At 50.2% G+C, this 24,480-nt stretch carries 24 protein-coding genes; 13 read left to right on the forward strand and 11 right to left on the reverse strand.

What is annotated here, in order from left to right; genetic code table 11:
* Positions 1-50: 50 nt before the first annotated feature.
* From ACO0LB_RS12195 to ACO0LB_RS12205, 3 genes are all read right to left on the reverse strand, one after another.
* Positions 51-1,052: an NADP-dependent oxidoreductase gene (locus tag ACO0LB_RS12195; protein ID WP_423049365.1), complete on the reverse strand. Its 1,002-nt coding sequence runs from the start codon at positions 1,050-1,052 to the stop codon at positions 51-53.
* A gap of 98 nt (positions 1,053-1,150) precedes the next feature.
* A complete protein-coding gene (locus ACO0LB_RS12200; protein ID WP_423049366.1) occupies positions 1,151-1,765 on the reverse strand; it encodes a TetR/AcrR family transcriptional regulator in 615 nt (204 codons plus the stop codon).
* 93 nt (positions 1,766-1,858) lie between these two features.
* Positions 1,859-2,074, reverse strand: a complete 216-nt coding sequence (locus ACO0LB_RS12205) for a hypothetical protein (protein ID WP_423049367.1) — start codon at positions 2,072-2,074, stop codon at positions 1,859-1,861.
* Positions 2,075-2,178: 104 nt separating this feature from the next.
* On the opposite strand from ACO0LB_RS12205, the gene ACO0LB_RS12210 reads away from it, so the two are divergent.
* Entirely contained in the window at positions 2,179-2,634 is a 456-nt protein-coding gene (locus tag ACO0LB_RS12210; RefSeq protein ID WP_423049394.1) for a MarR family winged helix-turn-helix transcriptional regulator, read from the forward strand.
* Entirely contained in the window at positions 2,618-3,802 is a 1,185-nt protein-coding gene (locus ACO0LB_RS12215; protein ID WP_423049368.1) for a multidrug effflux MFS transporter, read from the forward strand. The genes ACO0LB_RS12210 and ACO0LB_RS12215 overlap by 17 nt, the downstream gene beginning before the upstream one ends.
* Before the next feature lie 66 nt (positions 3,803-3,868).
* On the opposite strand, the gene ACO0LB_RS12220 is transcribed toward ACO0LB_RS12215, so the two are convergent.
* The 4 genes from ACO0LB_RS12220 to ACO0LB_RS12235 all read right to left on the reverse strand — a co-directional run bounded on the left by ACO0LB_RS12220 (position 3,869) and on the right by ACO0LB_RS12235 (position 8,025).
* Positions 3,869-4,126, reverse strand: a complete 258-nt coding sequence (locus ACO0LB_RS12220; RefSeq protein ID WP_423049369.1) for a hypothetical protein — start codon at positions 4,124-4,126, stop codon at positions 3,869-3,871.
* 322 nt (positions 4,127-4,448) lie between these two features.
* Positions 4,449-5,813 (reverse strand): exonuclease domain-containing protein, encoded by a 1,365-nt coding sequence (locus tag ACO0LB_RS12225; RefSeq protein WP_423049370.1) that lies wholly within the window; start codon positions 5,811-5,813, stop codon positions 4,449-4,451.
* A 564-nt stretch (positions 5,814-6,377) separates the two neighbouring features.
* Positions 6,378-7,070, reverse strand: coding sequence for a DUF3334 family protein (locus ACO0LB_RS12230; RefSeq protein ID WP_423049371.1), 693 nt, complete (start codon positions 7,068-7,070; stop codon positions 6,378-6,380).
* 229 nt (positions 7,071-7,299) lie between these two features.
* Positions 7,300-8,025, reverse strand: a complete 726-nt coding sequence (locus ACO0LB_RS12235) for a Crp/Fnr family transcriptional regulator (RefSeq protein ID WP_423049372.1) — start codon at positions 8,023-8,025, stop codon at positions 7,300-7,302.
* 171 nt (positions 8,026-8,196) lie between these two features.
* On the opposite strand from ACO0LB_RS12235, the gene ACO0LB_RS12240 reads away from it, so the two are divergent.
* Genes ACO0LB_RS12240 through ACO0LB_RS12250 form a run of 3 tightly spaced genes read left to right on the forward strand, consistent with a single transcriptional unit; the run spans position 8,197 to position 10,369 of the window.
* Positions 8,197-8,775, forward strand: coding sequence for an HD domain-containing protein (locus ACO0LB_RS12240; protein WP_423049373.1), 579 nt, complete (start codon positions 8,197-8,199; stop codon positions 8,773-8,775).
* A gap of 23 nt (positions 8,776-8,798) precedes the next feature.
* Complete coding sequence (locus tag ACO0LB_RS12245; protein WP_423049374.1) at positions 8,799-9,554, forward strand: class II aldolase/adducin family protein; 756 nt, start codon at positions 8,799-8,801, stop codon at positions 9,552-9,554.
* Positions 9,551-10,369: an SDR family oxidoreductase gene (locus ACO0LB_RS12250; RefSeq protein ID WP_423049375.1), complete on the forward strand. Its 819-nt coding sequence runs from the start codon at positions 9,551-9,553 to the stop codon at positions 10,367-10,369. The genes ACO0LB_RS12245 and ACO0LB_RS12250 overlap by 4 nt, the downstream gene beginning before the upstream one ends.
* 107 nt (positions 10,370-10,476) lie before the next feature.
* Here ACO0LB_RS12250 and ACO0LB_RS12255 read toward each other — a convergent pair whose 3' ends face one another.
* From ACO0LB_RS12255 to ACO0LB_RS12265, 3 genes are all read right to left on the reverse strand, one after another.
* Entirely contained in the window at positions 10,477-11,526 is a 1,050-nt protein-coding gene (locus ACO0LB_RS12255) for a porin (RefSeq protein ID WP_423049376.1), read from the reverse strand.
* A 214-nt stretch (positions 11,527-11,740) separates the two neighbouring features.
* On the reverse strand, positions 11,741-12,061 hold the full coding sequence (locus ACO0LB_RS12260; RefSeq protein ID WP_423049377.1) for an AzlD domain-containing protein: 321 nt from the start codon (positions 12,059-12,061) through the stop codon (positions 11,741-11,743).
* Positions 12,058-12,816, reverse strand: a complete 759-nt coding sequence (locus tag ACO0LB_RS12265; protein ID WP_423049378.1) for an AzlC family ABC transporter permease — start codon at positions 12,814-12,816, stop codon at positions 12,058-12,060. The genes ACO0LB_RS12260 and ACO0LB_RS12265 overlap by 4 nt, the downstream gene beginning before the upstream one ends.
* A gap of 249 nt (positions 12,817-13,065) precedes the next feature.
* Between ACO0LB_RS12265 and ACO0LB_RS12270 the strand changes: the two genes are divergently transcribed.
* Positions 13,066-13,881 (forward strand): hypothetical protein, encoded by an 816-nt coding sequence (locus ACO0LB_RS12270; RefSeq protein WP_423049379.1) that lies wholly within the window; start codon positions 13,066-13,068, stop codon positions 13,879-13,881.
* A gap of 235 nt (positions 13,882-14,116) precedes the next feature.
* Here ACO0LB_RS12270 and glmU read toward each other — a convergent pair whose 3' ends face one another.
* Positions 14,117-15,475, reverse strand: a complete 1,359-nt coding sequence (glmU, locus tag ACO0LB_RS12275; RefSeq protein ID WP_423049380.1) for a bifunctional UDP-N-acetylglucosamine diphosphorylase/glucosamine-1-phosphate N-acetyltransferase GlmU — start codon at positions 15,473-15,475, stop codon at positions 14,117-14,119.
* 502 nt (positions 15,476-15,977) lie between these two features.
* On the opposite strand from glmU, the gene ACO0LB_RS12280 reads away from it, so the two are divergent.
* The 7 genes from ACO0LB_RS12280 (at position 15,978) to ACO0LB_RS12310 (ending at position 24,319) form a co-directional block, all read left to right on the forward strand.
* Positions 15,978-16,625 (forward strand): PepSY-associated TM helix domain-containing protein, encoded by a 648-nt coding sequence (locus ACO0LB_RS12280; RefSeq protein ID WP_423049381.1) that lies wholly within the window; start codon positions 15,978-15,980, stop codon positions 16,623-16,625.
* A gap of 64 nt (positions 16,626-16,689) precedes the next feature.
* Positions 16,690-17,208, forward strand: a complete 519-nt coding sequence (locus ACO0LB_RS12285; protein WP_423049382.1) for a DUF2271 domain-containing protein — start codon at positions 16,690-16,692, stop codon at positions 17,206-17,208.
* 14 nt (positions 17,209-17,222) lie between these two features.
* Positions 17,223-18,032, forward strand: a complete 810-nt coding sequence (locus ACO0LB_RS12290; protein WP_423049383.1) for a DUF4198 domain-containing protein — start codon at positions 17,223-17,225, stop codon at positions 18,030-18,032.
* On the forward strand, positions 18,032-19,168 hold the full coding sequence (locus ACO0LB_RS12295; RefSeq protein ID WP_423049384.1) for an FAD:protein FMN transferase: 1,137 nt from the start codon (positions 18,032-18,034) through the stop codon (positions 19,166-19,168). Before ACO0LB_RS12290 ends, ACO0LB_RS12295 begins: the two co-directional genes overlap by 1 nt.
* 7 nt (positions 19,169-19,175) lie before the next feature.
* The gene (locus ACO0LB_RS12300; protein WP_423049385.1) at positions 19,176-20,687 is read left to right on the forward strand and encodes a sulfite reductase subunit alpha; all 1,512 of its coding nucleotides are present in this window, start codon (positions 19,176-19,178) and stop codon (positions 20,685-20,687) included.
* A 205-nt stretch (positions 20,688-20,892) separates the two neighbouring features.
* Entirely contained in the window at positions 20,893-22,812 is a 1,920-nt protein-coding gene (locus ACO0LB_RS12305) for a M64 family metallopeptidase (RefSeq protein ID WP_423049386.1), read from the forward strand.
* A 97-nt stretch (positions 22,813-22,909) separates the two neighbouring features.
* Positions 22,910-24,319 (forward strand): tetratricopeptide repeat protein, encoded by a 1,410-nt coding sequence (locus ACO0LB_RS12310; RefSeq protein WP_423049387.1) that lies wholly within the window; start codon positions 22,910-22,912, stop codon positions 24,317-24,319.
* Positions 24,320-24,480 lie beyond the last annotated feature (161 nt).

The following is a 24,480-nucleotide window of genomic DNA, read 5'->3' on the forward strand; positions in this document are numbered from 1 at the left end:
AAGCATCATATTGATAAGCGTAAAAATGTGCGGAAAGCGTCCGCAAAGATTCAGCGAACCTTGATCACCACTTTGCCTTTGGCGCGCCCGCTTTCAACGTACGCCAATGCCTCATTCGTGGCTTCAAACGGGAAGACCTTGTCGATGACCGGACGTATGGCTCCGGACTCAATCAATGGCGTGATTTGTCGCAACTGGCTTCCGCTGGCGGTCATGAACAGGAATGAATAATCGACGTTGAGACGCTTGGCTTTTCTTCTGACGCCAAAGCTCAGTACACGCATGACCTGCTTCACCAACCACGGTGCCTTGATTTGATCTGCAAACGCGGGATCAGGAGGTCCAGAGATGGAGATGAGTTTTCCGCCAGGTTGGAGTACACCGAGAGACTTCTCCAGCGTCTTGCCGTCCTGACTGTTCAAAACGACGTCACAGCCGCTCAACATATTGTCAAACTCGTCCTTCTTATAATCAATGACGATATCAGCCCCCAGATTTTTCACCCACGCCACATTGCCTGTACTCGTCGTCGTAGCAACGGTCGCGCCCAGATACTTGGCCAGCTGAATGGCAAACGTACCGACGCCGCCAGAGCCTGCCTGAATGAAGACCTTTTGTCCTCTCGTCAGCTTAGCTTTTTCGATCAATGCCTGCCAAACCGTCAAAGCAACCAGCGGAATGGACGCGGCCTCTTCCATCGTGAGATTCCTGGGCTTGAGCGCAAGGGATGCTTCCTTGACAGGGACAAACTCTGCGAAAGTTCCGATCCGGAAATCATCCGTCCTGGAGTAAACCTCTTCACCCAGCTTGAACTGCCGCACGTTTCGCCCAATCTTGACGACCTTTCCGGCCACGTCGTGGCCCAGAACAAATGGCGTACGGTAAGGCAGAATGAGTTTGAACTCTCCATTGCGGAGCTTGGCGTCCAGCAGATTCACGCCTGCGGCATAGACCTCGACCAAGACCTCGTCATCGTGCAATTCAGGCATTGAAACGTCAGCCAGGGTCAGCGCGCTCTTTTTTTCGTAGCGATTAACGGTGAATGCTTTCATGGCTTTTCCTTTTTTAAAAAATGGTTTATGTGCAATCCGAGGGCTGGTGCAATCAATGAATTTCGCATGATGATCATCATATTTTTAGATAAAAAAAATCAGTCGGTAGGCGCAGTGACAGGCAGAACCAGACTCTGCAAGCTTGCGTTGCACAAAGCGTCAGACAGTACGGAATCATCAACTGCACGGGCCAGTATCAAGGTACCAACCATAGAGGCCACTATAGCAAGTGCCCGCTCATGTGCACAAGGTTGCCCCCATTCAGGTAGCTGACGAGCAACCAGGTCAATCATCTCCTTGATACGACGCGTCGCGACACGGCGCACTTCGGGTGATTGACGGTGCATCTCCGAACCAAGCGCCGAAACAGGGCAGCCTGTTTCAATTCCGTCGATGTGAGCTTTTGACAAATAAGCCTGAAGCAGTGCCTGGAGTGACTGACTGTCTGGTACTGAAGCGACAATTTTCGCAGCCGCAGCATTGGCTGTTGCTCCTGCATGGTCAGCCGCTTCTGCCAACATGGCCTCGCGTGACTCAAAGTGGGCATAAAACGCCCCGTGTGTAAGTCCTGCTTCTTTCATGATGTCCGCAACCCCTGTGCCGTCGTAGCCACTGCGACGGATCGCCCGAGCGGCAGCATCAACAATGCGCTCGTGAGACTCTTTTTTTGCATTAGAACGGGGACGGGAGGAATTTTGCATGATGACCATCATATACTAAATTTCTCAACGTTGCTCAACATCTGTGATGAACGGAGTGTTTGCATCAGGACGGGCCAACATTCTTGCTCACAAGATGATCAAAAATCAGACAAGTTGTGGTGACATGAGCATACAACTTGTCATCAGGCCCAACAATTCTGCCACTCCGCAGTGGCCGCCACCAGCAAAAATTCTTTCAAAAAACGCTATTCCTGAACGACTGGCCAACGGCTCAGGGGAGGTCATGCCTGGTTCCCTCAAACGTGAACAAACTTCTTCTTCATCAGCAATCCAACTAGCAACAATCTGATCAACATTCATTTTTTATGGCTTTATTTAAAATATTTGTATCTACAACAGTTGTAGATACAATCATTGCATATACAACTGTTGTAGATACAATCATTGCATATACAATATATCGCATGAAAAATAAAACCATGCCGCAAGGGTGCACAAATCTCAAGCTTCGACAGCTCGGGCGTGTCGTCACCCGTCACTACGACAGCTTCGTCAGCGAAGTTGGGTTAAAAAATACCCAGTACGCGTTGTTGTCATACGTCGTCAAACTCGGTCCGATCAGGCCCATTGATTTGGCAAAGCGAATGCAGATGGACGCATCGACACTGACGCGAAACCTGCAGTTACTTCAGGACTTAGGGTGGTTGACGGTGGGCGCGGGTGAAAATGCGCGTAGCCGCCTCGTTGAAGCCACGCCAGCTGGCCACGCCAAACGTGCCGAGGGTCAGCGTGCATGGAAAGCCGCACAAACAGCATTGAATGAACGATTGGGCATGGAGCGCGTTGCAGCGCTGCACGAATTGCTGGATGGTTGTCTTGAATGCTTTAATGGAGCTGATCAGTATGAAACAACATCTTGACCACGAAATCAAACTGACAGGCGAATTGCTGTTGCTGCTCGCCTGCCTGGCTTCACTGGGTGCCCTCGCAACCAACATCATCCTGCCTGCATTCCCTGATATGGCGCTGGAGCTTGGGTCATCAGTTAAAGATCTGAGTGCCACGCTCGGGACATTTTTTGTGGCCTTTGCCATTGGCCAACTTTTCGTAGGACCGCTGTCCGACCGGTTTGGCCGCAAATGGCTTGTGCTGGGTGGATTGATCGTATTTGTGATTGGAAGTGCCATCTGCGCTTTCGCAATCGACCTTCCTCAAATCGTCATTGGACGAGTCGTGCAAGCCCTTGGTGTGTGTGCAACGTCCGTTTTGTCACGCGCTATTGCCCGCGATCTGTTTGAAGGTGACGCACTTGCACGCACGCTATCGTTGATCATGGTTGCCATGGCTGCAGCCCCCGGTTTTTCGCCTCTGCTTGGTGGCGTACTCAACCATTTATTGGGTTGGAGAGCAACATTCGGTGTCGTAGCTGGTTTGGCGCTACTGATAGGTATTCACTATCTGATGAGACTTGGCGAGACTCATCAGATGGAGCGGCGCGTGAATCTGTCGATTGCAGGTATCGTGGGAACTTATTGGCAGTTATTGCTTGACCGTCAGTTCATTGCTCCCGCGTTTTCTGTGAGCCTGGTCATCGGCTCGCTATACATGTTTTTTGCAATGGCCCCCGCGATCCTGATGCAAGGCTTTGGCTTCTCTCCTTTTGAGCTTGCACTGTTTTTTGCATCAACCGTTTTCGTCGTTTTTGGTGCGGGATTTCTGGCTCCACGAATGGCTCGCAGATGGGGCACGGTGATGGCTGCGCGCAGCGGCATTTGTATTGCATTGGTGGGGAGCATTGCGCTGCTCGTTGGCAAACAAGATGCCACCTACTTCTCGTTGGCATTGACCGTTTATCTGCTTGGTATGGGCATGATCAATCCACTCGGCACGGCCATTACGCTCCAACCCTTCGGGAAAAAGGCTGGTGCCGCTTCGGCTTTGCTTGGATTTCTGCAAATGGGATGTGCTGCACTTGCTATCGGCGTTGCGTCAGTACTTCCAGTTTCAACTTATATGGGATTCTGCATCGTTCTGGCGACTAATCAGGCGATTGCATTTATCGTATTCATGCGTGGCGTTCAGCGTTGATTGCCCTCAGCGCTGCAGTCTACTAAAACATCAACACCTTCATTCTCCAAACTGGCGAGGCATGGATCATGGCAAGGTCAAGTCCAAACCAAGTTTGCTGGCAAGGACGAAGGTGAAAAGCCCAAGACCAAAAAGCGATAGCACGAAGACAGTGGCTACCTTACCGCTCGCGCGTAGTACCGCGCGCTTTTCGTTCCCGTTATCGTTCACGTTACCCGCCTCCTTCTTCCCTTGATCGTAATGCCACTTGATGGCGAAAAACATGCCCACGCCGAGCACGAGAACCTTGAACGTAACTAAGACTACAGGGACCCAATCCATCATTTTGTATATTTCCAGGTTATTAATTGACACGACCTATCGTGAGGAACACTATCTAAAACGCTGCTTCAGCAGCTTCATTGTTTGTTCACACCATCACTCAGGCATTCTTCTTGAATCTTTCATTACCTCTACCGAGGAAATAAGAAACGCATCCCGTGGAGTGATTTGCCGAATGCAGATGAGCGAGGAAAAAACGTCAGCGGCTGACATGCAAGGATGGTGTTACTACATGTGTTAATGCATGTTCCGATACATATTACATCAAAGCGTTTTACATACATTGAGACAAAATGTCCCAGTATGCGAACCATCAATAATAGTCTCACGACAGTGGCTTCATGCGGCTCGTGTACTTCACCAGAATGCGATAAGTATCGCGGTCAAAGCGGGGCTTTCCTGCCGCCAGCAAACTCGCGATATCATCGTCATTACTGGCGCGCCCAAGATAGCACCAAGCATCGATAATGTGATGTACGCGTCCTTCCTTGAGCAAGGCAGGACCATCAAAGGGCCACGCTTTGAGTTTCATCTGCGTCAGTGCCTCGACCAGGCGAATATTATGCTGCAACAAAGATTCATCGCCGGTACAAGCACCTTGACATTGCTTTAACTGACGTGCAAAACAAGGTTTGCCAGCACCGCCCCGCTCCAAACCCAGCGTGGCTGCGCAGAGTTTGAAATCTTTGATGGCTTGCATCAAAAACTCTCTGGCGCTGGCGCCACTTTTGAATAATCCATACAGCTGATCCTGACGCCCCAGATCAAGATCGCGGGCATACACCAGCGTTGGCTGCATCAGACCATTTCCCTGATCTTTCAGTTGCCAGGAACAGAATTCGGTATTGCGACGCAATTGCCGGTTCAGTGTCGGTTGCAATTGTTTGATCAGTCGCGCCTCGGTAATCAGAGCATCGATTTCCCCCTCACATTCTTCCCACTCTATGCGTCTGATTTGCTGAGAAATACTCATCTCTTTGGAGATCGTATGATCCGATGAAAAATGCGACAGCACCCGCTGCCGTAGCTGATTGCTCTTGCCGACATAAATCGGCAAATCATTTTCACCATAGAAAAAATACACCCCGTAACCACGCGGAAGCTGATCAACAATATCGGCATCGATATGCGAAGGCAGGCTCGGACGCGTCGTCAACTCACGCACCACTGCTCCCAGTTGTTCGGGTGCGATTGTTGCCTGAATAGATTGCCAAAACTGATAAATCGCATCGGTGTCCGACAAGGCACGATGACGTGCGCCTACCTGTATCCGATGACGCTCAATCAAACTGTCGAGATTATGTTTATGAAACTGCGGATACAACTGGCGTGACAGTTTAACGGTGCACAACACGGTGGCGCGAAAATTGATGTCGACGCGTTTAAATGCATTTTTTAAGAATCCGTAATCAAAGCGCGCATTGTGCGCAACAAAAATATGGCCTTGCAAACGCGCCGCGATCTCATCGGCTAACTCAGCAAACAAGGGCTGGTCGGCCACCATTGAATTACTGATACCGGTGAGCTGTTCAATAAACGGAGGAATCGCTACTTCAGGATTGAGCAGACTACTCCAGACTTCTTTTTTTTCGCCATCCCAGGTGATGATGGCGATTTCGGTAATACGGTCTTTCGTGACTGTCGGCCCAGTTGTTTCGAGGTCTACAAAAGCCAGGGGCTTATCAAACATATTCTGCTTTTCTACGTCAAATTCTGCTCACATCGTGAGCAATGTTGTTTCACTGCCTGTTGCCAAACTCAACCAGCTTATTGCAAACCTGGTGACGACATTCCGTATTGGGCTAATGGTTTCCCCTATAGAGTACCAATTCAGATTTGGCTATCGAAGCGCAACGCGAATCATGGGAAATGATTTTTCTATCTTGAAAAAAGATCCGGATACCGGCGTTACATGTCTTACAAACCTGATGATGCCCCTGTGACAATTAACAAAAAATTGCCATGATTTGTCAGCTGCAACGGCAATAAAAAGTGTGCCGTACACCTCTCGGACAATGTCAATCGAAATACATTGATTCCAGTCGAGAAGCGAACATATCGACATACGAGCCGAGGTGACTTCAATTTAACTCAGGGCTGATGAAATTACCTCACAAAGCAAATGTCACGACGTCACCGGGAAAAGTCATGCCTAGTCCTTGTATTGGTACGCCCTGCAAGCGCCTGGTAACCAGCGAGACAGAGACGTTATTGGACAAATAGCCCGATACCATCTCTGGTTTATTTGTACAGCTTACATCCCCAATGATTTCAAGAGTTCATCGCTGTCGTCATCACTGTCAGGCGCGGCAGGAGAAGCGGTACTTGCCTGATCAGATTGTTGCATGTCCAGTAAAGCATCAGGATCCAGCACTTCGCTGGAATCGAAATCATGCAATTTGATAAATTCTGTACGATCAATCGCAAGTTCGAGATAAAAAATATTGTTGTTTGCGGTAAAGAAAGAGACGCGGCGGATTTCCGGGCGATCCAGCGGTGTATCCACGCTCAACATGACCTGCTTGGTCAGCACCAGCATTTTGGGCTGATTCTGTGTGATGTTGGTTTGCAGCTCACGGCGAACTTTGCCAGTAAAGTCACCAACGATCTGATTCATCAGTTCGCCCAGAATATTCGCCACTTCGTCAGAGGTGAATGAAGAGGCGAGTTCAGACTTTGGCATTCCCATCGTCAGCATATATTTTTCATAAATTTCCAGGGCAGCGGCGCCAGAGAAATTCAACACCACCAGACCAGAGAATCCACCGTCAAACAACACAAAGCAGCCGATGTCGGGTTTCAGTCCAATTTTGGTAATGCGTTGGACCATTGCAGAATAATTGATACGGCTTTGCGTCGCCACGTTCAGCACCCGTGTGACGGAATTACATAAACTGGTCAACAAATCTTCTGTTCCGTAAACAACGGTGTTTTCTTCCTTGCTCATGTCCAACTCCTGAAAAATGGTTCCTGAAAATCACGTTGATGTTATTCGCGCATTGCGCGGTATGGATCGCTGGTGAATTATCTTGTCCTGATGACGCAACAATGTTGTGCGTGGGAATGGTGAAAGAATATTCAATGGAGCACGCGCCGTCCAGTAGTTTCACGAATACTGTGCAATTTGTGCAGATATGAAAATGATAATTTCTACAACAACTGCCTCTGATCCAACCTCAGTCTTTATCACTGAAGGCGTTTAATTTTTCTGCCGACAAAATATCGATAGCGCGATAGGCCAGACGGATTGCCCCTTGCTGGCTCAGTAATTTCAATTCTTTTGACAAAGTCTGGCGTGTGACTCCCAGCATCATTGCCAAAGCATCCTGCGATATATTGACTCTGGTATGCATTCCTTCCTGTGCCTGATAGGCAGCAGCATGCTTGGAAACAAAGGTTTCTTGAGTAAGAAACAGCAAACGACGGGCGACCCGGGCGCGAATTGAACGCAGATTGGCATCTTCAACAATGCCGTACAACAGACGTATGCGTCTTGCCAGCAAACGGGCAATCGCCATTGAAAAGCTCTGGCGTTGCATCAGCTGATGAAACGTCGTCTCTGGCATCACCAGCAATTCCACCTGATCAAACGCAGTCGCATCATGGGTGCGTGGCTGATGATCGAGCAGAGAAATTTCACCAAACCAGGTGCCTGTATCGAGAATACTCAGTATCGCTTCTTTTCCTTCCACATTCAGTGTCGACATCTTCATCCGGCCACTGATCAACGCATAAAAGCCACCCGGCACGTCGCCCTGACGAAATAACATTTCTCCGGGTCGCAAACGTATGACCTCGCTGGCTGCCAACATCGTCTTACGGTCCCGGACAGGCAAAGCGCCGAACCACGGATCACGCGAAAGGAGAGAGAACAAATCTGGCGGGTTCTGCGAATTCTTCATGAAAAAATAAAAAGAGAACGTCTACATTGTAAAATTTTTGACAGTTTGCCACACAGACAAGGCGTAATGTGTATCTGCTGCAAATAAAAAAAATCATGCTGATCACGCTATTTATACCGATCAGACAGACCTATCCGTCCCAGCAATAAAAATATTCAAGGAGTGAGACACATGCACAAACATGCCCATTTTCAACGCATGGAAGACAGCACCCAGCAAGACTGGCAAGTCATCGGTGCCGAATTCATGCAATTCACACAAAAGCTGACTGATCGCGTCATCAAGCACCTGCAAATACTGGAGGGCGATTATGGTGGATTTCCGGTAGATCGCTATACCCATTCCCTGCAAACCGCTACGCGTGCGCTGCGTGATGGTCGTGATGAAGAATATGTCTGCTGTGCCTTGCTACATGATATTGGCGACACGCTGGGCTCCTTCAACCATCCAGATATCGCCGCCGCGATCCTGAAGCCGTTTGTCAGCGACGCCAATCTGTGGATGGTGCAACATCATGGAATTTTTCAGGGACATTATTTTTTCCATCATATCGGTATGGATAGAGATATGCGTGAGCAGTTCCGCGCGCATCCTCAGTTTGAGCAGACGGCAGAATTTTGCGCGCTTTATGACAATCCGTCTTTCGATGCCCATGCCGAAACCTTTCCTATCGCCGAATTTGAACCGATGCTGCGTCGCCTGTTCTCAAAGCCACGCAATACCATTTACAAAGCCGCAGTCAGCGAATAATCACAATTACCCACGGAGACACCATGCAAATACCTTCCCTCAAAGATCAGGTCAGCGCCGAAGAATGGCAATTACGGGTTGACCTCGCCGCCTGTTATCGATTGGTCGCCGCCTATGGCTGGAGCGATCTGGTGTTCACGCATATCAGCGCCCGCATTCCCGGGCCAGAGCATCATTTTCTGATCAATCCTTATGGACTGATGTTCGATGAAATTACAGCATCGTCACTCGTGAAAGTCGATCAGCAATGCAATAAGGTAATTGACTCTCCTTTTCCTGTGAATCCTGCTGGTTTTGTGATTCACAGTGCCGTACACGCCGCGCGGGAAGATGTGCAATGTGTGTTGCATACGCATACCAGAGCAGGTGTGGCAGTCAGTGCGCAAAAATGCGGTATCTTGCCGCTGTCTCAACAATCCACCTTTGTGCTGGCGTCTCTGGCTTATCACGACTACGAAGGCGTTGCCTTCCGTGATGAAGAAAAGCCACGTTTACAAGCCGACATGGGGCATGCCAACTTCCTGATGCTGCGCAATCACGGTTTGCTGACCGTCGGAAAATCGATCGCAGACGCTTTCTTGTCGATGTACACGTTTGAAGCCACTTGCCAGATTCAACTCGCGGCACAGGCTGGCGGCGAACTGGTACACGTGAATCCGATGATCGTCAAAGGAGTGGCCGAAGCAATGCGTGTGCAGACGGGTGGTCTTGGCGGTGCATTCGTCTGGCCATCGCTGATACGCAAACTGGATCGCATGGATGAAAGCTACAAACTATGAGCGGGCAACGCAGAGTCATCGTGATCACCGGCAGCTCTGATGGTATCGGTGCAGAAATGGCCAGACAACTGGCGCGGGCACATGGCAGCAGCCTGGCGCTGGTATTGGCAGCGCGCAATCAGCAAGCGCTGGAGGCGGTTGCTGCTGAATGCAACGCATTCGGTGCCACCAGCCTTGTCGTCAAAACCGATGTCGGTATCGAAAGCGAGTGTCGCCAACTGATCCAGTCTGCTGTACAACAGTTTGGTCGCATTGATGCACTGATGAATAATGCAGGTAAATCCGCTCAGGCGCTGTTTGAAGAGGTTGATCATCTGGCATGGTATGAAGAACTGATGCGGATTAATTTCTGGGGCAGTGTCTGGTGCACCCATGCTGCTCTGCCGTATCTGAAAGCTAGCCATGGCAAGATCGTGGCTGTATCCTCACTCGCAGGTCTGATGGGAGTGCCGGGTCGTACGGCTTACAGTTCGAGTAAATTTGCGATGTGTGGTTTTTTTGAATGCCTGCGCTCTGAAGTCAAGGAGGCCGGTATCAGTGTCACGCTGGCATATCCGGGTGTCGTCGCTACCCGCATCCGCTATCACGGCTATAACGCCGCTGGACAGGCCGCTGGCAGCAGCGGTCTGAAAGAAGATGATGCAATGTCCATCGAAGAATGTGCATCGCTAATTATTACCGGTATGAACAAAGGCGAACGCGATGTGGTGATGACAGCGAAAGGCAAACTGGGGCGCTGGCTCAAGTTGCTGGCACCTGCACTGGTCGAAAAAATGACCATGGCAGCGCTGAAAAAAGAAGTCCGGCCACATTGAGCAAATAGGTCGGATAGTGCTGTTGCCGCAATTAAAAAAAGCATGCCCATGACTAACCGGACATGCTTTTTTATTTAATCTTGCTACGCTCTCAATATTGCCGTAGATCAGAAACGGTGCTGAATACCAACCGTGGCTGAATTCTGGCTATTGGCAAACCCGGCGTCGTCACGAGACACACCTGTCAGCTTGTTGTTGCTGGCTTTCGCAAACCCTGCGGCCACATATAAATCGGTACGCTTGGATAAAGCATACTTAGCGCGCAACGCTAACAATGATGGATCAGCGTCAGCACCAGGAGCCACATTTTTGATGTCTTGCGCATAATAAACGCCAGTCAATGTCCATTGTGGCGTCAGATTGTAATTGGCACCAATCCAGTAAAGATCGCTACGCTGATCAGCGCTGCCCGTTGCCAGTGTTTTCTTGAAATTACGATACCCTGCGAACAGTTTGGTGCTACCCAGGTCATAAGTTCCGGCCAGATGCCAGACTTTAGCCTGATCATAATTGCCACCAGTGACAGGTGCGCTATTGTTTTGTTCATATGTCACGACCGCAGCCCAAGAGCCATCGAACACGCTACCTGCCAGGATATATTTGGCATTGCCTGAGGTATCGCCTGCGACTTCACCAAAACCATAGCTGGCACCGAGTTTGTAACCCTTGCCGTCATACTGGTATTTCACCAGATTGGACACTGTGGTTAACATGCCATCTTTACGGCTACCTGTCGCACCTGCCGATGTTGCCCAGGAATACTGAGGCGCATATCCCATAGGATCGTATGGCAGGATAAAATCATACGTAGTGCTGTAAGAACGACCAGCGACGACACGACCAAAATCGCCCTGCAAACCAACGTTTGCCTGACGGCCAAAAATATCGCCATCAGAGGCGCCGGTATCCAGCAAAATGCCGCCTTCGAGCTGCATGATAGCTTTCAATCCATTGCCCAGATCTTCCGTACCGCGAAAACCGAAGCGCGATGTGTTCATACCGCCGCTATTGAGTTTGAACTGGTTACCTTTATTGGCATCAGCATTATTGTTGTACGTGATATTCGCATCAAGCAGCCCGTAAATAGTGACATTTGACTGCGCTTGCGCGGCACTGGCCAGGCATAGTAGCGATGCAACACTGACGAGTTTTTTCATCCTGTTCTCCTTAAAAATTATTGTGCTGACAACATGTATGTCATGTCGTCAGCTTTCATCCTAACGAGCGCAAGCTTTCAGTTGCCTTTCTGCGCTCTAAGGAACAGGGAACAAGGGAAAAGACCCGATAAAATTTGTTGCAGATCAGAGACAGAATATCTCTGACCATTTCATGACATCAAGTCCATATCCGAGATGCCAGAAACCTGCAAGCTCAGGCGAAAGCGTATTGCCAAAGGAAGAAACTCATCAGGCCTGCCACAATCGTCAGCATCTGCTTACGACTGACGATACAGACAATGACAGCAACAATCGAGGCAATCAGTTGCGGATTACGCCAGTGCAATTCCAGCCCCTGATCGTGGGGTGCCAGTATCATCGGCGTAATGATCGCGGTCAACACTGTCACCGGAACAAAGCTGAGCGCCAGGTTCAGCCATGAAGGAAACACCAGACGATCACCGAGGATAAAAAAGATAGCTTTAATCAACACCGTGATCACCGCCATACCAAGAATCACCAATGTGTAATTCATACAAACTCCTTTGCCGGCAAGGCGCGTTTTGATAAAGCCATACCAACAACGACGCCAATCAGTACTGCCGATAACAAACCAATTTTGTATGGCAACCCCTGCAGCAGATAGGCAAAACTACCCGCTGCCAGTGCGGCCGCCAATTGTGGCAAGCGATTCAGTTGCGGAACAATAATGGCAATAAAAGTCGCCACCATTGCATAGTCCAGCCCCATGCTCTGCAACTGAGGAAACAGCGTACCGAATAGCAACCCCACCAACGTCCAGAGTTGCCAGTTGCCATACATGGCCAGACCCGATCCGAGAAAATACCAATGTGCATCGCGCTGTGCTTCGGGACTCAGGCGACGCTGATGATAACCAGCGACGACGGCAAAAGTTTCGTCAGTTAATAAAAATCCCAACAACCAGCGCCAGCGTGCCGATAAATGGGCTACATGCGGCAGCAAGGTCGCGGCGTACAACATGTGCCGTAAATTGACAATCAAGGTCGTCAGCCAAATAACCAGCATACCGGTGTGGCTGGCGATCAGGCCGGTGGCAATAAACTGGCTGGAACCAGCATAGACCGACAGCGACATCAATTGCCCATGCCAGGGTGCCATCGGGCTGGCGGCCACCAGTGTGCCGAAGATCATACCAAACGGTGCTGCACCGACTAGCATCGGCGCTGTATCGCGGGCACCGGCTGCCAGACTTTTCCAGTGTGAGTGTGGGGTGATTGTTGCGGGATCAGATGAATCTGTTGAGTGCATGTTGGCTCCTTTCCGCAAGTATACCGTGCCTGCCGTGCGCTGACCCGGCATGAGAAAAATTCCTTTGTACAGAAAAAGCCGCTGGTTTTCAGGTACGCCTTACGGCATTTTTTAACATGCTCACACCATTTTCCGGCAACTGGTCGCATTGCGATGGTGATGTGGTATCGCGTTGCTTATTCTGTGCTGGCAGTTCACCTTCGCCGGCATCTGACTTACACCATTCTCATTGACTGACAGGAGTTCATCATGAAAAATTCTTTCCCTTTCTTACATTCTTCCCATTTTTTCCGTAGCATAAGCGTCAAAAAAGTATCGATTGCAGCAGCACTGACGATGTTATCGGCCAGCAACGCAATGGCTTTTTCTGAAGAAAAATTCCATACCGCCTTCACACAACTGGTCTCTGTTGCACCGGCCAACCAGCAACAAAGAATCGAGAATGCAGTCAATGCCTGGTTGCATCAGGACTATATCAATTCGTTGCAACAGGCTGAAATCGACGCATCTGCGCGCGCAGATGCCAATACAAATCTGGCGGCACTGGAGACTTTCCGTCAGTTACTGGCGCAAGACCCGGGAAATGCCTTGCTCATGTCTTACACGGGCGCCGCTACGGCCAAAGCTGCGCAATACAGAGGAACACATCAAGAAAAAATGCAGTTAGTGAATAACGGAATGAGTCTACTGGACCAGGCACTGCAAGCCGTCGATACTGGCAAAGGCGATCGTATGGGCGGTAACACTGCGGACACCGGGGTAATCGCGATGCACGGCAAAGTTCCTGTCAGGCTGGAAGTACGTTTTGTGGCAGCCAATACCTTTCTGGCGTTACCACCATCACTGCATCAGCACGCACGGGGCGGAGAATTATTGGAAACGATTCTGAACGATACCGGATTTGCTCAAGCGGGAATTAACTTTCAGGGTGCCGTCTGGATGCAGGCGGCCGTACTGGCGGTACAACAACATCGTGACGGTGATGCCAGACATTGGCTCAATCAGATACTGGAACAAAAAGCACCGCAGACCGACAAAGCAACAGCAATGCTACAAACATTCTGATGAATATTGATTGAATGCGGTATGCCATGTTGTGAACGCATAGACATCATCGCAATAAGCTCACCGCGAGGTAACAGCGCGGCGACAATCAAGCCAGCAGAGAAATCCACTCAACAGATCGTCAGGTCTGTTGAGTGAGATGGAATGACAGGAAGCGATGTGTGGCGATATAAAACAATGAAGCTGCTGCACAATGCAACTAGCGCATACAGGCGAACAACCCAACTGCCACTATTTATTTTTTGATTTTGACAGGACGCTGCCAACCGTCGATGGTCAATTGTCTGGCACGGGATACTGTCAGCTTACCGGCAGGAGCATCTTTGGTCAGTGTGGTACCGGCCCCAAGCGTCGCGCCTTTGCCCACACGCACTGGCGCCACCAACTGCGTGTCGCTGCCGATGAAGGCATCATCTTCAATCACGGTACGCGATTTATTCACGCCATCATAATTGCAGGTGATAGTCCCAGCGCCGATATTGACCCGGCTGCCTATCGTTGCATCGCCGACATAGGCCAGATGATTGGCTTTACTGTGTGCAGCGATCTGGCTGTTTTTGATTTCTACAAAATTACCGATGTGCACATCTTCCGCCAGCTCAGTTCCCGGACGCAGGCGGGCATATGGCCCGATCTGGGATTGAGCACCAACGCTGGCATTTTCAATATGACAAAATGGCTTAATAACTGTACCTGCGGCAATGTGTGCATTCTTGATCACGCAATGCGCAGCAATACTGACACCATCACCCAATGTCACTTCGCCTTCAAACACGCAGCCAACGTCAATACTCACATCCCGCCCACATTGGAGTGTGCCACGCACATCAATACGTGCCGGGTCCAGCAGTGTCACGCCCTGCTCCAGTAACTGACGGGCAATATTCAACTGATGAACGCGTTCCAGTTCGGCCAGTTGCACTTTGCTATTGACACCCAGCGTTTCCCAGATCGCATCCGGTTGTGCCGAAACAACTTTGACGCCATCAGCAACTGCCCGCGCCACAATATCGGTCAGATAATATTCCCCTTGCGCATTGTTGTTCGACAGTGTGCTCAACCATTGCTTCAGTGGCCGTGTTGGCGCGATCATGATGCCGGTATTGATTTCGGTGATTTTTCTTTCCTGTTCGTTGGCGTCCTTTTGCTCAACGATACGTTTGATCTCATCATCTTCACGCACAATTCTGCCCAGGCCGGTAGGGTCTGCCATTTCTGCCGTCAATATTGCCAGCTTGTCTTTTCCGGCAACATCCATCAGACGCAACAAGCTGGCGGTCGTGGTCAATGGCACATCCCCATACAACACCAGCGTTGGTACGTTGTCATCCAGCATAGGCATTGCCTGCGCAACAGCATGTCCTGTTCCCAGTTGCGGTTCTTGCAAAGCAAACTGCAGATCATCAGCAGCCACGCTGCTCAATACCTGATCACCGCCATGACCATACACCACGCAGATAGAAACGGCATGCAAGCTGTGTGCGGTCGCGATGACATGAGACAGCAATGGTTTGCCTGCCAGAGGATGTAATACTTTGGGTAAAGCCGACTGCATGCGCTTGCCCATGCCGGCAGCGAGAATAACGACGTTCATGTGATGTGATGTAAAGTGAAATTGCCTGAAATTTTATCATGGCAACCCGACGCATTCGGTACGCTGGCGCACATCGCCACTGTACATCACAGGTAAATACTGTTGCGACAGAGTAGCGCTATTGACTCTATGCTTGCCTGGCTTTGTCAGGAAAATGTTGTGACATTCCTCAATAGAATTTGCATGGAATCAAGGTATGAGTAAAGAAAGGCGCTTTCTCCGGCAATGTCACATAAAAGTCATCGGACATCACGCTACAAAAACATACAATTCGGAGTACTTTTTAATTCTCCATCTCATGTACAATTGAGAATAGTTATCATTTATCATTTATCATTTATCATTTTCTTTCCTGGTGACTGAGTGAATTTTCAGAGCTGCTTTATCGCTGGTGCATGCACCAGCGATAAAGCACAACTTAAAATTCGATCCTCAAAACTGCCCTGAACATCAGCAACAGCATCGTAGTAACAGACATCAACAGACTCTCTGACTTAAATTCATGACACCACCTGCGAAAGACGCCTTACAGACACAACAACGCCGCGCATTCTGGTTACGCCATCTGCATCAGTGGCATTGGATCAGCTCCGGTCTTTGCCTGATCGCGATGATCCTGTTTGCCGCAACTGGCATCACGCTAAATCATTCAGCGCAAATCGAAGCACATCCGGTCATCCTTAAAAAAACCGGGCATCTTCCTCGCCCTCTTTTGGACCAGATGCAGCAAAAACATGGTGCAGACAGCACCGACCTGCCATTGCCTGAACCGGTCAGGGACTGGCTGAAAACAGACATGTCTGTCGACGTCAGCGATCAGATACCAGAATGGTCACCTGAAGAGGTATATCTGGCGCTGCCGCGTCCCGGTGGTGACGCCTGGCTCCGTCTGGATCTGGATAGCGGCGATCTGGAATATGAAATCACCGACCGTGGCTGGATTGCTTACTTCAATGATTTACACAAAGGACGCAACACTGGTTCGGCCTGGAACTGGTTTATTGATATTTTTGCAGCAACCTGCCTGATTTTTTGTATCACCGGCCTATTCCTGCTGAAAATGCACGCCCGTAACCGTCCGACGACCTGGCCTCTGGTCGCGCTGGGTCTGGTGCTGCCTTTGTTGCTTGCCTTTATCTTTATTCATTAGCAGTCCAGATTCGACATTCCTCCTTAACACTTAAAACCCTTACCATTCGATTAATAGGTTTTCTATGAACAAGCTACTTCCTTTTGCTATTTCCAGCGTCTTGGGCAGTCAGGCCATGCTGGCAGTTGCCGCCGACATGACTCTGAAAGTAGAGATTCCCAAACTCAAGGTTGCCGAATATCACAGCCCCTACGTCGCCATCTGGCTGGAAAAGCCGGATCAGAGTTTTGCCGGCAACCTGGCCGTCTGGTACAACATGAAAAAACGCGACAATGAAAGCACCAAATGGCTGAAGGACTTGCGCCAGTGGTGGCGTCGCAGCGGACGCGATTTGCAAATGCCTGTCGATGGCATCAGTGGTGCAACACGTACCAGTGGCGAGCAAACGCTGAGTTTCTCAGGTGATAAAAGTATTCTGGCGAAATTGCCAGCAGGTGAGTACCAACTCATCGTAGAAGCAGCGCGTGAAGGTGGTGGCCGCGAAGTCGTGAAAGTGCCTTTCCAGTGGCAGGCAAAAACAGAACAGAATGCCAAGGCACAAGGAAGTCACGAGCTAGGCACCGTTACTCTGAACATCAAATAACCGGATCACTGACCATGAAAACTCTGCGCCAACTTGCTGCATTGACGATACTCGCCGCCACTACCTTGTCTGCACAGGCTCATCGCCCATTTTTGTTACCCTCGTCCACCGTGACAGCAGGCAATACGCCGTGGGTTACCGTGGACGCTGCGGCTGCCAGCGATGTGTTTTTTTTCGACCACATGCCACTGAAACTTGATGCGTTGATCATTACCGCACCGGACGGCAGCAAAGCCAAACCGGAAAACAGCAGCACAGGAAAATTCCGCAGCAGCTTCGACCTTGCACTCACACAGACTGGCAGCTACAAGCTCAGTCTGGTCAGCGATACGCTGATGGCCAGTTATAAAGAAAATGGCAGCCAGAAACGCTGGCGCGGTAGCGCGGAAAATTTTTCCAAAGAAGTACCAGCGAATGCAGAAGACTTGCAGGTCACGCAGCGCAGCAGCCGGGTCGAAACCTTCGTCACAAACGGCAAGCCGGGCGGCAAGGCATTGGAGATCAGCGGCAGTGGGCTGGAATTGCAGGCGTTGACGCATCCCAATGACCTGGTCGCTGGAGAGACAGCCCGGTTCCGCCTGCTGATTGATGGCAAACCCGCTGCCAATGCACACGTGATAGTGATTGCCGGTGGCATCCGTTACCGTCAGAAACTGGATGAAACGCTCCTCAATACAGATGCGAGTGGCACATTCAGCATCCAGTGGCCAAGTGCAGGCATATACTGGCTGGAAGCAGAAATCAAAGATAGCAACAACGTCAAAGCACCGGCAAAAACACGAGCCGCCAGCTATGCGGCCACGCTGGAAGTCTTGCCACAATAATGCAGCGCCAGGTCTTTATTCCTCCGTTACACGAAGCACCGCTGCCACCACCGGCGCATGCTTCTGTGATCCGCTTATCGGGTGCAACGATGGGAACCCACTGGCAGGTTGATCTGGTGCTGAGTACAGCCAAAGACAAGTCAGAGGCGGAACAACAATCAGCGCAATCAGCATGGGCGACTCAAAAAACGTCGTTACAGGCAGGCATACAGACACAACTGGATCAGGTTGTCACGCAGATGAGTACCTGGGACAGTCAGTCTGATCTCTGCCAGTTCAACCGCGCTGCGGCTGGAAGCTGGATACCGCTGGCACCGGAGTTTTTTAAGGTGCTGGACTATGCTGTGTTTCTGGCACAGCAGACACGCGGCGCTTACGACCCTGCCGCAGCCAGGTTAGTTGACTTGTGGGGATTCGGGCCAAAAGGAAAGCGTCAGGATTGTCCGGATGATGCTGCCATACAGGAAGCACGGGATACCCCCGGCTGGCGGTCTCTGCAACTCAGGCGCCTGACGGGAGAAGCCTTGCAAGTGGGCGGCGTACAGCTGGATTTATCTTCGATTGCCAAAGGTTTTGGTGTCGATCAGGTAGCCAGGTATCTGAACCAGCAGCAGATCGGTAGTTACCTGATCGAAGTCGGCGGCGAGCTCAGAGGACATGGCGTGAAACCCGACGGACAGCCTTGGTGGGTATCTATTGAACAGGCGGGTCTTGAGCAGCAGGAGCAACAGGAGCAAATCCGCGATGCAGAAAATGTGTTGCAGACAGCACGAATGAACGATGCGATGCACAATCACCTGCTTGCCTTGCACGGCATGTCTGTCGCCACGTCAGGAAATTATCGTCAGTATTTTGATGTTGAAGGTCGTCGTTATGCTCACACCATTGACGCACGCAGTGGTTATCCCGTCAGTCATGATTTGTGTTCTGTTACCGTACTGCATCCGGAATGCATGATAGCCGACGCACTGGCCACGGCATTGTTTGTCATGGGAGCGGATGAAGGTATGCAATATGCAAACCAACACCAACTGGCGGTTTTGTTTGTACGTGGCATCCATAGTGATACCGAGACCAAGCATCCTCACCATATTGAAGAAAGCATGAGCCAGGCGTTGATCGCCATGCTGGATTAATTGATTTATGCGTTTATTTTCCTCTTCCAGCCTGCGTGCACTATGTCTCGTTCTCTGTGGCGCCAGTATATTCAGTCTGTTCCATGCAGACAGCGCAGGTCGCTGGCTGCCTGTATCACTGGTGATCGCTGCCTATCTGAGTTTTTGTCTGTTGATCTGGCAAACTCACCGACAACGTCAAAATCAAGAACTGCGTTCCTCAAGGCAGCTTCATGGCAGCCAGATTGATGGCCAGGTGTTGATCGCATATGCCAGTCAGACAGGTTATGCAGAGCAACTGGCAAGAAAAACTGCCGAGCATCTGCAACAAGCAGGGGTCAGCACACAATTGTGCTCACTGGCACAACTCGATTTAATGCTATTACAGAAGACGTCACGTCTGTTATTGATTGCAAGCACGACGGGCGAAGGCGATGCGCCGGATCAGGCTGCTGGATTTCAGCGAAAGGTGATGTCTGCACAACTCTCGTTGCCGCAGTTGCAATACGGCATTCTGGCGCTGGGGGACAGACATTATCAGCATTATTGTGCCTTTGGACACAGGCTGGAACACTGGCTGCATCACCAGCAGGCACACAGCATGTTTGATCTGGTGGAAGTTGATAACGGCGATGAGGGTGCATTGCGACACTGGCAGCATCATCTGGGCATCATGAGTGGGCATACCGGGTTATCAGACTGGACAACGCCCGGCTATCATGCATGGCAACTCAGCGAACGCCATCTGCTGAATCCCGGCAGCCTTGGCGGCGCAGTCTATCATCTGGTGCTGACCCGGCATAAGGATCACAGTGATGATCACTGTAATGAACACGTTGCATGGCAAGCAGGTGACATTGCGGAAATCGGACCTGAATACCCGCCAACGGAAAACAATGAACAGACTCAGGGCGAGCGACCTGTTTTGCCTCATCGGGAATATTCGATTTCTTCCATCAGCAGCGATGGCCAGCTGGAACTGCTGGTGCGCCAGATGCGCTATCCAGATGGCACGCTGGGCATAGGTTCGGGTTGGCTGACGGAATATGCCAGCACTGGTCAGAATATCGCTCTGCGCATACGAGAAAATCGCCAATTCCACACGCCGCAGCATGATTGCCCTTTAATCCTCATCGGCAACGGTACAGGTCTGGCAGGGTTGAGGGCACATCTGAAACAGCGCATCACTCTGGGCTATCGTCGCAATTGTCTGTTTTTTGGTGAACGTCAGCGAGAATGCGATTTTTTTCACCAAACGGAAATTGCACTCTGGCAGCAGCAAGGTTTTTTACCTGAACTGCATCTGTGTTTTTCACGCGATCATTCACACGATCAGTCAGAACGTCGCTACGTTCAGCATGCCTTACAAGAACAATCCGGTCTGTTGCGTCAATGGGTAGCGGAAGGGGCAGTCATCATGGTCTGTGGCAGTTTGCATGGGATGGCAGACGAGGTACATACTTGCCTGGAGCGTCTGCTGGGAGAAGATCAACTGGAGCAAATGGCAGAATCTGGCCGTTACCGGCGTGACGTGTATTGATTTTCACGCCACAAAGATTTCCCTCCTGTCATTCGTTCAACAAAAAACTTTCTCAGCGTAATAGTGTCTGCTTGCATACTGATTCTGTGCTGATTCTGTCCTGATTTCTTAGCAGTGATGCATTCTGGCATTGAATCGACCTTCGCTCTGCGATACGATGCAAATCACCCTGTTTCTCTGACTTGCATCGAAAAGGCAATGCATCATGGCTGATACCACCTCCCTGCTCTCTACCGGCGCCAGCGCCAACCGCGTTGATATCGTGTTCGTGGCGGAGGGCTATACCGCAGCAGAACGGACTAAATTCCTTACTGACGCCAATAATTTTCTGACGACGATGCTGGGTTCGGCCAACGCTAAACTGAATGCGCCATTTTCCAGTTATAAAAACCTGTTTAATGCCAGCGCCCTGTTTGTTGCATCGGCAGAATCAGGCACCGATCAGCCGAATAAAAACACCTACGTCAATACTTACTTTAACGCGACACAGCACGGCAGTGATGGCCGCCTGTTATACGGTGATGAGGACAAGGTCAACACCACTGTCACACAGGCCTATGCCAGTGATGCACATGAAATTACCATCGTACTGGTCAATACTGCTTTATACGGCGGCGCTGGCGGTTCTGTCGCATGGGCTGCCGCCGGCAACAGCTCCGCATCAGAAATTGCCCTGCATGAAATCGGTCACAGTTTTGCCGGTTTGCAAGATGAATATGTGGATGCATCCATTGCCAACAACTACCCGTTGAACAGCCCTTATTTTCAGAACAGCGCCCATGTCACGGACTCGCTGAACCGTATTCCGTGGTCTGCCTGGATGGGGTATAAGGATGGCGATCTGGGTGTTGTCGGCACTTATCAGGGCGGATATTACCGCGCTAATGGCGTTTGGCGGGCAACCCTGGATTCAAAAATGAACCATCTCGGTGTCGCCTTCAGCGCACCGGAAAAAGAAGCATTTGCCTTGCAATATTATGCAGCGATAGGAGATTATCTCTCGCTCAATACCAGCATTCCCGGCTTGTATCAGGCCATCACGCCAGACAGCAGTCTCCTCGCATTTAACTGGGCGATCAATGGTAAAACCGTTGATACCAGCAGCAAACAATATCTGGATGCCTATGGCACCGGCGTCTATCAAACAGGCAGCTCACTCAGCCTGAGCACTATCGACAGCACAGGATATATCCGCACTAATCTGAGCAACACGCAACAAACCGAAACCAGCGGTATGAGTAAGGCCGTCAGTAACGTCAGCGGTGCCAGCGCCAACATTACCAGCAGCAACGCGATCCTGCAATTTGACAGCAGCGACAACACGATCAGCATCAGTAATCTCAGCACCACCCGCTTTGATTATATCGATGGCGGTGCTGGTAAAGACACGCTTCAGTTCAATACTAAACTGGGGAATGGCTCCGGTTTTTTCATCAATGAAATTTCGGCCAATACCGCCGTACTCGGCATACAAGGCGTGAACTATTGGGCAGAGCACAATGTAGAACGCCTGCAATTCACCGACTTTACCGTGAATACGGCGGTACACACGAATGCACAAACGATCAGCGGCAATGATTTACGCTCACTGGAAGAACTGTACGTCGCTTATTTCAATCGTGTTCCTGATGCGGATGGGCTTGATTACTGGATTAGTCAGTATAAAAGAGGCGTCACGATGAATCAGATCGGTGATGAATTTTACAAAGCAGCAACTCAAAATCCTGTTGAAGCAGGATATTCAAAAAATTTTAATGACACCGACTTTATTAATACTCTGTATAAAAACATATTGGCACGTTCTGCCGGAGCAGATACGGAAGGTTTGACATACTGGCTTGGTCAATTAAACAATGGTTCTTTAAGCCATGGAAGCTTGGTCAACACCGTTTTATCAATTATCCATAATTCAGCCATCGATAGCTATTGGAATCAAGTCAACCTGCTGCTCAGCAATAAAATAACGGTCGCGAATCAATTTGCGGTTGAGTGGGGATTAAACTACAACACGCCAGAAGCTGCCATCACCAACGGCGCAGCGATTATTGGCACAGTCACTCCCATTGATATCGCCGCCGCATTGGCACTGATCGGCATCAACAATGATCAGATACATCTGATCTGACTGCGCTGACTTCTGAAGACAACAATACCGGAAGCAAATTTCGTTTTGCACTCCGGTGGCCAGCATAGCTTAACCGTTTTTTATTTTTCTCCAGCTCATGTCTGATACGCTGAACCAAGCTGAAACCTATTATCTCGACGCCTGCCAGCACATCGTTGAACAGCAATATGATGAGGCAAAAGATTTGCTGGAACGCGCACTGACACTGGCACCCGATTTTGCTGAAGCTCTTGCGAATCTGGCGTATCTGCAAGAAAAAAAGGGCCAGTATCAGGACGCCATTGCACTGTATCAACGAGCAATCAATCTCAGGCCGGACTGTTTGCAAATCAGCCTGAATTTTGGTGCGATGTTGATGAAGCAAAAGCAGTTTCAGGCATCAGAATCCGTTTACCGTCAGGCGCTCGGTCAAGACCCTCAACATGCAGCCACATGGTCAAATCTGGGTGTCTTGCTGGCAAGCCTCAAGCGTGAAACCGAAGCAGAGCAATGCTACCGCCAAGCATTGGCTATTGCCCCGAGCTATGACAAGGCCCGCTTTAATCTCAGTTACCTACTCTTGCGCCAGGGGCATTATGAAGAAGGCCTGAGCTGCATGGAGGCACGTGCATGGCAAGATGTATTCAGTGCTTATTTTCAGTTCCCACGCTGGAACGGAGAATCTCTGGCAGGAAAAGCCATACTCATTACGTTTGAAGGTGGTTGCGGTGACATGATCATGTTTTCGCGTTACGCGCAGCAACTACGACACATGTATGCAAGCAAAATCAGCCTGATTTGCCAACCAGAGTTACAAACGCTATTAAGCAGCTTGCACGATATAGATGAAGTATTTTCTTATCATGACGATCTGCCTGTCAGCGAATGGGATTATTGGGTTCTGCCAATGAGCTTGCCGTATTGGTGTGGCACACGTGCAGATACGATTCCTGCACAAATTCCCTACCTGTTTGCTGATCCGTCCAGAGAACAAACCTTCGCAGCGAGCTTATCCACGTCTGGTTACAAAGTAGGGTTGGTCTGGAAAGGCAACCCTCAGTTCGAGAATGACGACACCCGTTCGCTGGCATCGCTGGCCGAGTTGGACAGCATACTTCGCATTCCCGATATCCGGTTTATCAGCCTGCAAAAAGGCGATGCCTCCACGGCCGCAATCGGGCAAGCGCAATACTACGGCGTGGAATTATTCGGAGAGCGTTTGCAAGATTTTGCAGACACGGCAGCCGTGATGTGCCAACTAGATATGGTCATCAGTGTCGATACTGCCGTGGCGCATCTTGCCGGTGCCATGGGCATTCCCTGCTGGGTGCTGCTTCCTGATTATTGCTGTGACTGGCGTTGGGGTGCCGGGAGTTCCGATACACCCTGGTATCCACTACAGATGCGCCTGTTCCGACAGCATGCAGGCGGCGACTGGAATTCTGTCATCGAGGCAATGGCAACATTGCTCCCCGCTTATCTGCATCAGCTTGCACAAGAAAAACAGCACCTGATGCAGGTGCTGTAGTGATATACCGATGAACCAATGATCAATAAACTAAGGAATCTCTGATTAAGTAAACGCAACCTGATTGAGAAACGTTAATAGAAGCATGTTCGACCGTCAATCATTAAAGCCATGAGACAGACTACATTTGCCCAAGGAAGCTTTGAACGCTATGCCAAAAC

The organism is Undibacterium sp. SXout7W (assembly GCF_049339385.1).
Lineage (GTDB): Bacteria > Pseudomonadota > Gammaproteobacteria > Burkholderiales > Burkholderiaceae_D > Undibacterium.

What these genes read in the sequence shown, in the direction of transcription:
- ACO0LB_RS12195 (WP_423049365.1), bottom strand. Translation starts at nt 1,052, where the DNA reads ATGAAAGCATTCACCGTTAATCGCTACGAAAAAAAGAGCGCGCTGACC.
- ACO0LB_RS12200 (WP_423049366.1), bottom strand. Translation starts at nt 1,765, where the DNA reads ATGATGGTCATCATGCAAAATTCCTCCCGTCCCCGTTCTAATGCAAAA.
- ACO0LB_RS12205 (WP_423049367.1), bottom strand. Translation starts at nt 2,074, where the DNA reads ATGAATGTTGATCAGATTGTTGCTAGTTGGATTGCTGATGAAGAAGAA.
- ACO0LB_RS12210 (WP_423049394.1), top strand. Translation starts at nt 2,179, where the DNA reads ATGAAAAATAAAACCATGCCGCAAGGGTGCACAAATCTCAAGCTTCGA.
- ACO0LB_RS12215 (WP_423049368.1), top strand. Translation starts at nt 2,618, where the DNA reads ATGAAACAACATCTTGACCACGAAATCAAACTGACAGGCGAATTGCTG.
- ACO0LB_RS12220 (WP_423049369.1), bottom strand. Translation starts at nt 4,126, where the DNA reads ATGATGGATTGGGTCCCTGTAGTCTTAGTTACGTTCAAGGTTCTCGTG.
- ACO0LB_RS12225 (WP_423049370.1), bottom strand. Translation starts at nt 5,813, where the DNA reads ATGTTTGATAAGCCCCTGGCTTTTGTAGACCTCGAAACAACTGGGCCG.
- ACO0LB_RS12230 (WP_423049371.1), bottom strand. Translation starts at nt 7,070, where the DNA reads ATGAGCAAGGAAGAAAACACCGTTGTTTACGGAACAGAAGATTTGTTG.
- ACO0LB_RS12235 (WP_423049372.1), bottom strand. Translation starts at nt 8,025, where the DNA reads ATGAAGAATTCGCAGAACCCGCCAGATTTGTTCTCTCTCCTTTCGCGT.
- ACO0LB_RS12240 (WP_423049373.1), top strand. Translation starts at nt 8,197, where the DNA reads ATGCACAAACATGCCCATTTTCAACGCATGGAAGACAGCACCCAGCAA.
- ACO0LB_RS12245 (WP_423049374.1), top strand. Translation starts at nt 8,799, where the DNA reads ATGCAAATACCTTCCCTCAAAGATCAGGTCAGCGCCGAAGAATGGCAA.
- ACO0LB_RS12250 (WP_423049375.1), top strand. Translation starts at nt 9,551, where the DNA reads ATGAGCGGGCAACGCAGAGTCATCGTGATCACCGGCAGCTCTGATGGT.
- ACO0LB_RS12255 (WP_423049376.1), bottom strand. Translation starts at nt 11,526, where the DNA reads ATGAAAAAACTCGTCAGTGTTGCATCGCTACTATGCCTGGCCAGTGCC.
- ACO0LB_RS12260 (WP_423049377.1), bottom strand. Translation starts at nt 12,061, where the DNA reads ATGAATTACACATTGGTGATTCTTGGTATGGCGGTGATCACGGTGTTG.
- ACO0LB_RS12265 (WP_423049378.1), bottom strand. Translation starts at nt 12,816, where the DNA reads ATGCACTCAACAGATTCATCTGATCCCGCAACAATCACCCCACACTCA.
- ACO0LB_RS12270 (WP_423049379.1), top strand. Translation starts at nt 13,066, where the DNA reads ATGAAAAATTCTTTCCCTTTCTTACATTCTTCCCATTTTTTCCGTAGC.
- glmU (WP_423049380.1), bottom strand. Translation starts at nt 15,475, where the DNA reads ATGAACGTCGTTATTCTCGCTGCCGGCATGGGCAAGCGCATGCAGTCG.
- ACO0LB_RS12280 (WP_423049381.1), top strand. Translation starts at nt 15,978, where the DNA reads ATGACACCACCTGCGAAAGACGCCTTACAGACACAACAACGCCGCGCA.
- ACO0LB_RS12285 (WP_423049382.1), top strand. Translation starts at nt 16,690, where the DNA reads ATGAACAAGCTACTTCCTTTTGCTATTTCCAGCGTCTTGGGCAGTCAG.
- ACO0LB_RS12290 (WP_423049383.1), top strand. Translation starts at nt 17,223, where the DNA reads ATGAAAACTCTGCGCCAACTTGCTGCATTGACGATACTCGCCGCCACT.
- ACO0LB_RS12295 (WP_423049384.1), top strand. Translation starts at nt 18,032, where the DNA reads ATGCAGCGCCAGGTCTTTATTCCTCCGTTACACGAAGCACCGCTGCCA.
- ACO0LB_RS12300 (WP_423049385.1), top strand. Translation starts at nt 19,176, where the DNA reads ATGCGTTTATTTTCCTCTTCCAGCCTGCGTGCACTATGTCTCGTTCTC.
- ACO0LB_RS12305 (WP_423049386.1), top strand. Translation starts at nt 20,893, where the DNA reads ATGGCTGATACCACCTCCCTGCTCTCTACCGGCGCCAGCGCCAACCGC.
- ACO0LB_RS12310 (WP_423049387.1), top strand. Translation starts at nt 22,910, where the DNA reads ATGTCTGATACGCTGAACCAAGCTGAAACCTATTATCTCGACGCCTGC.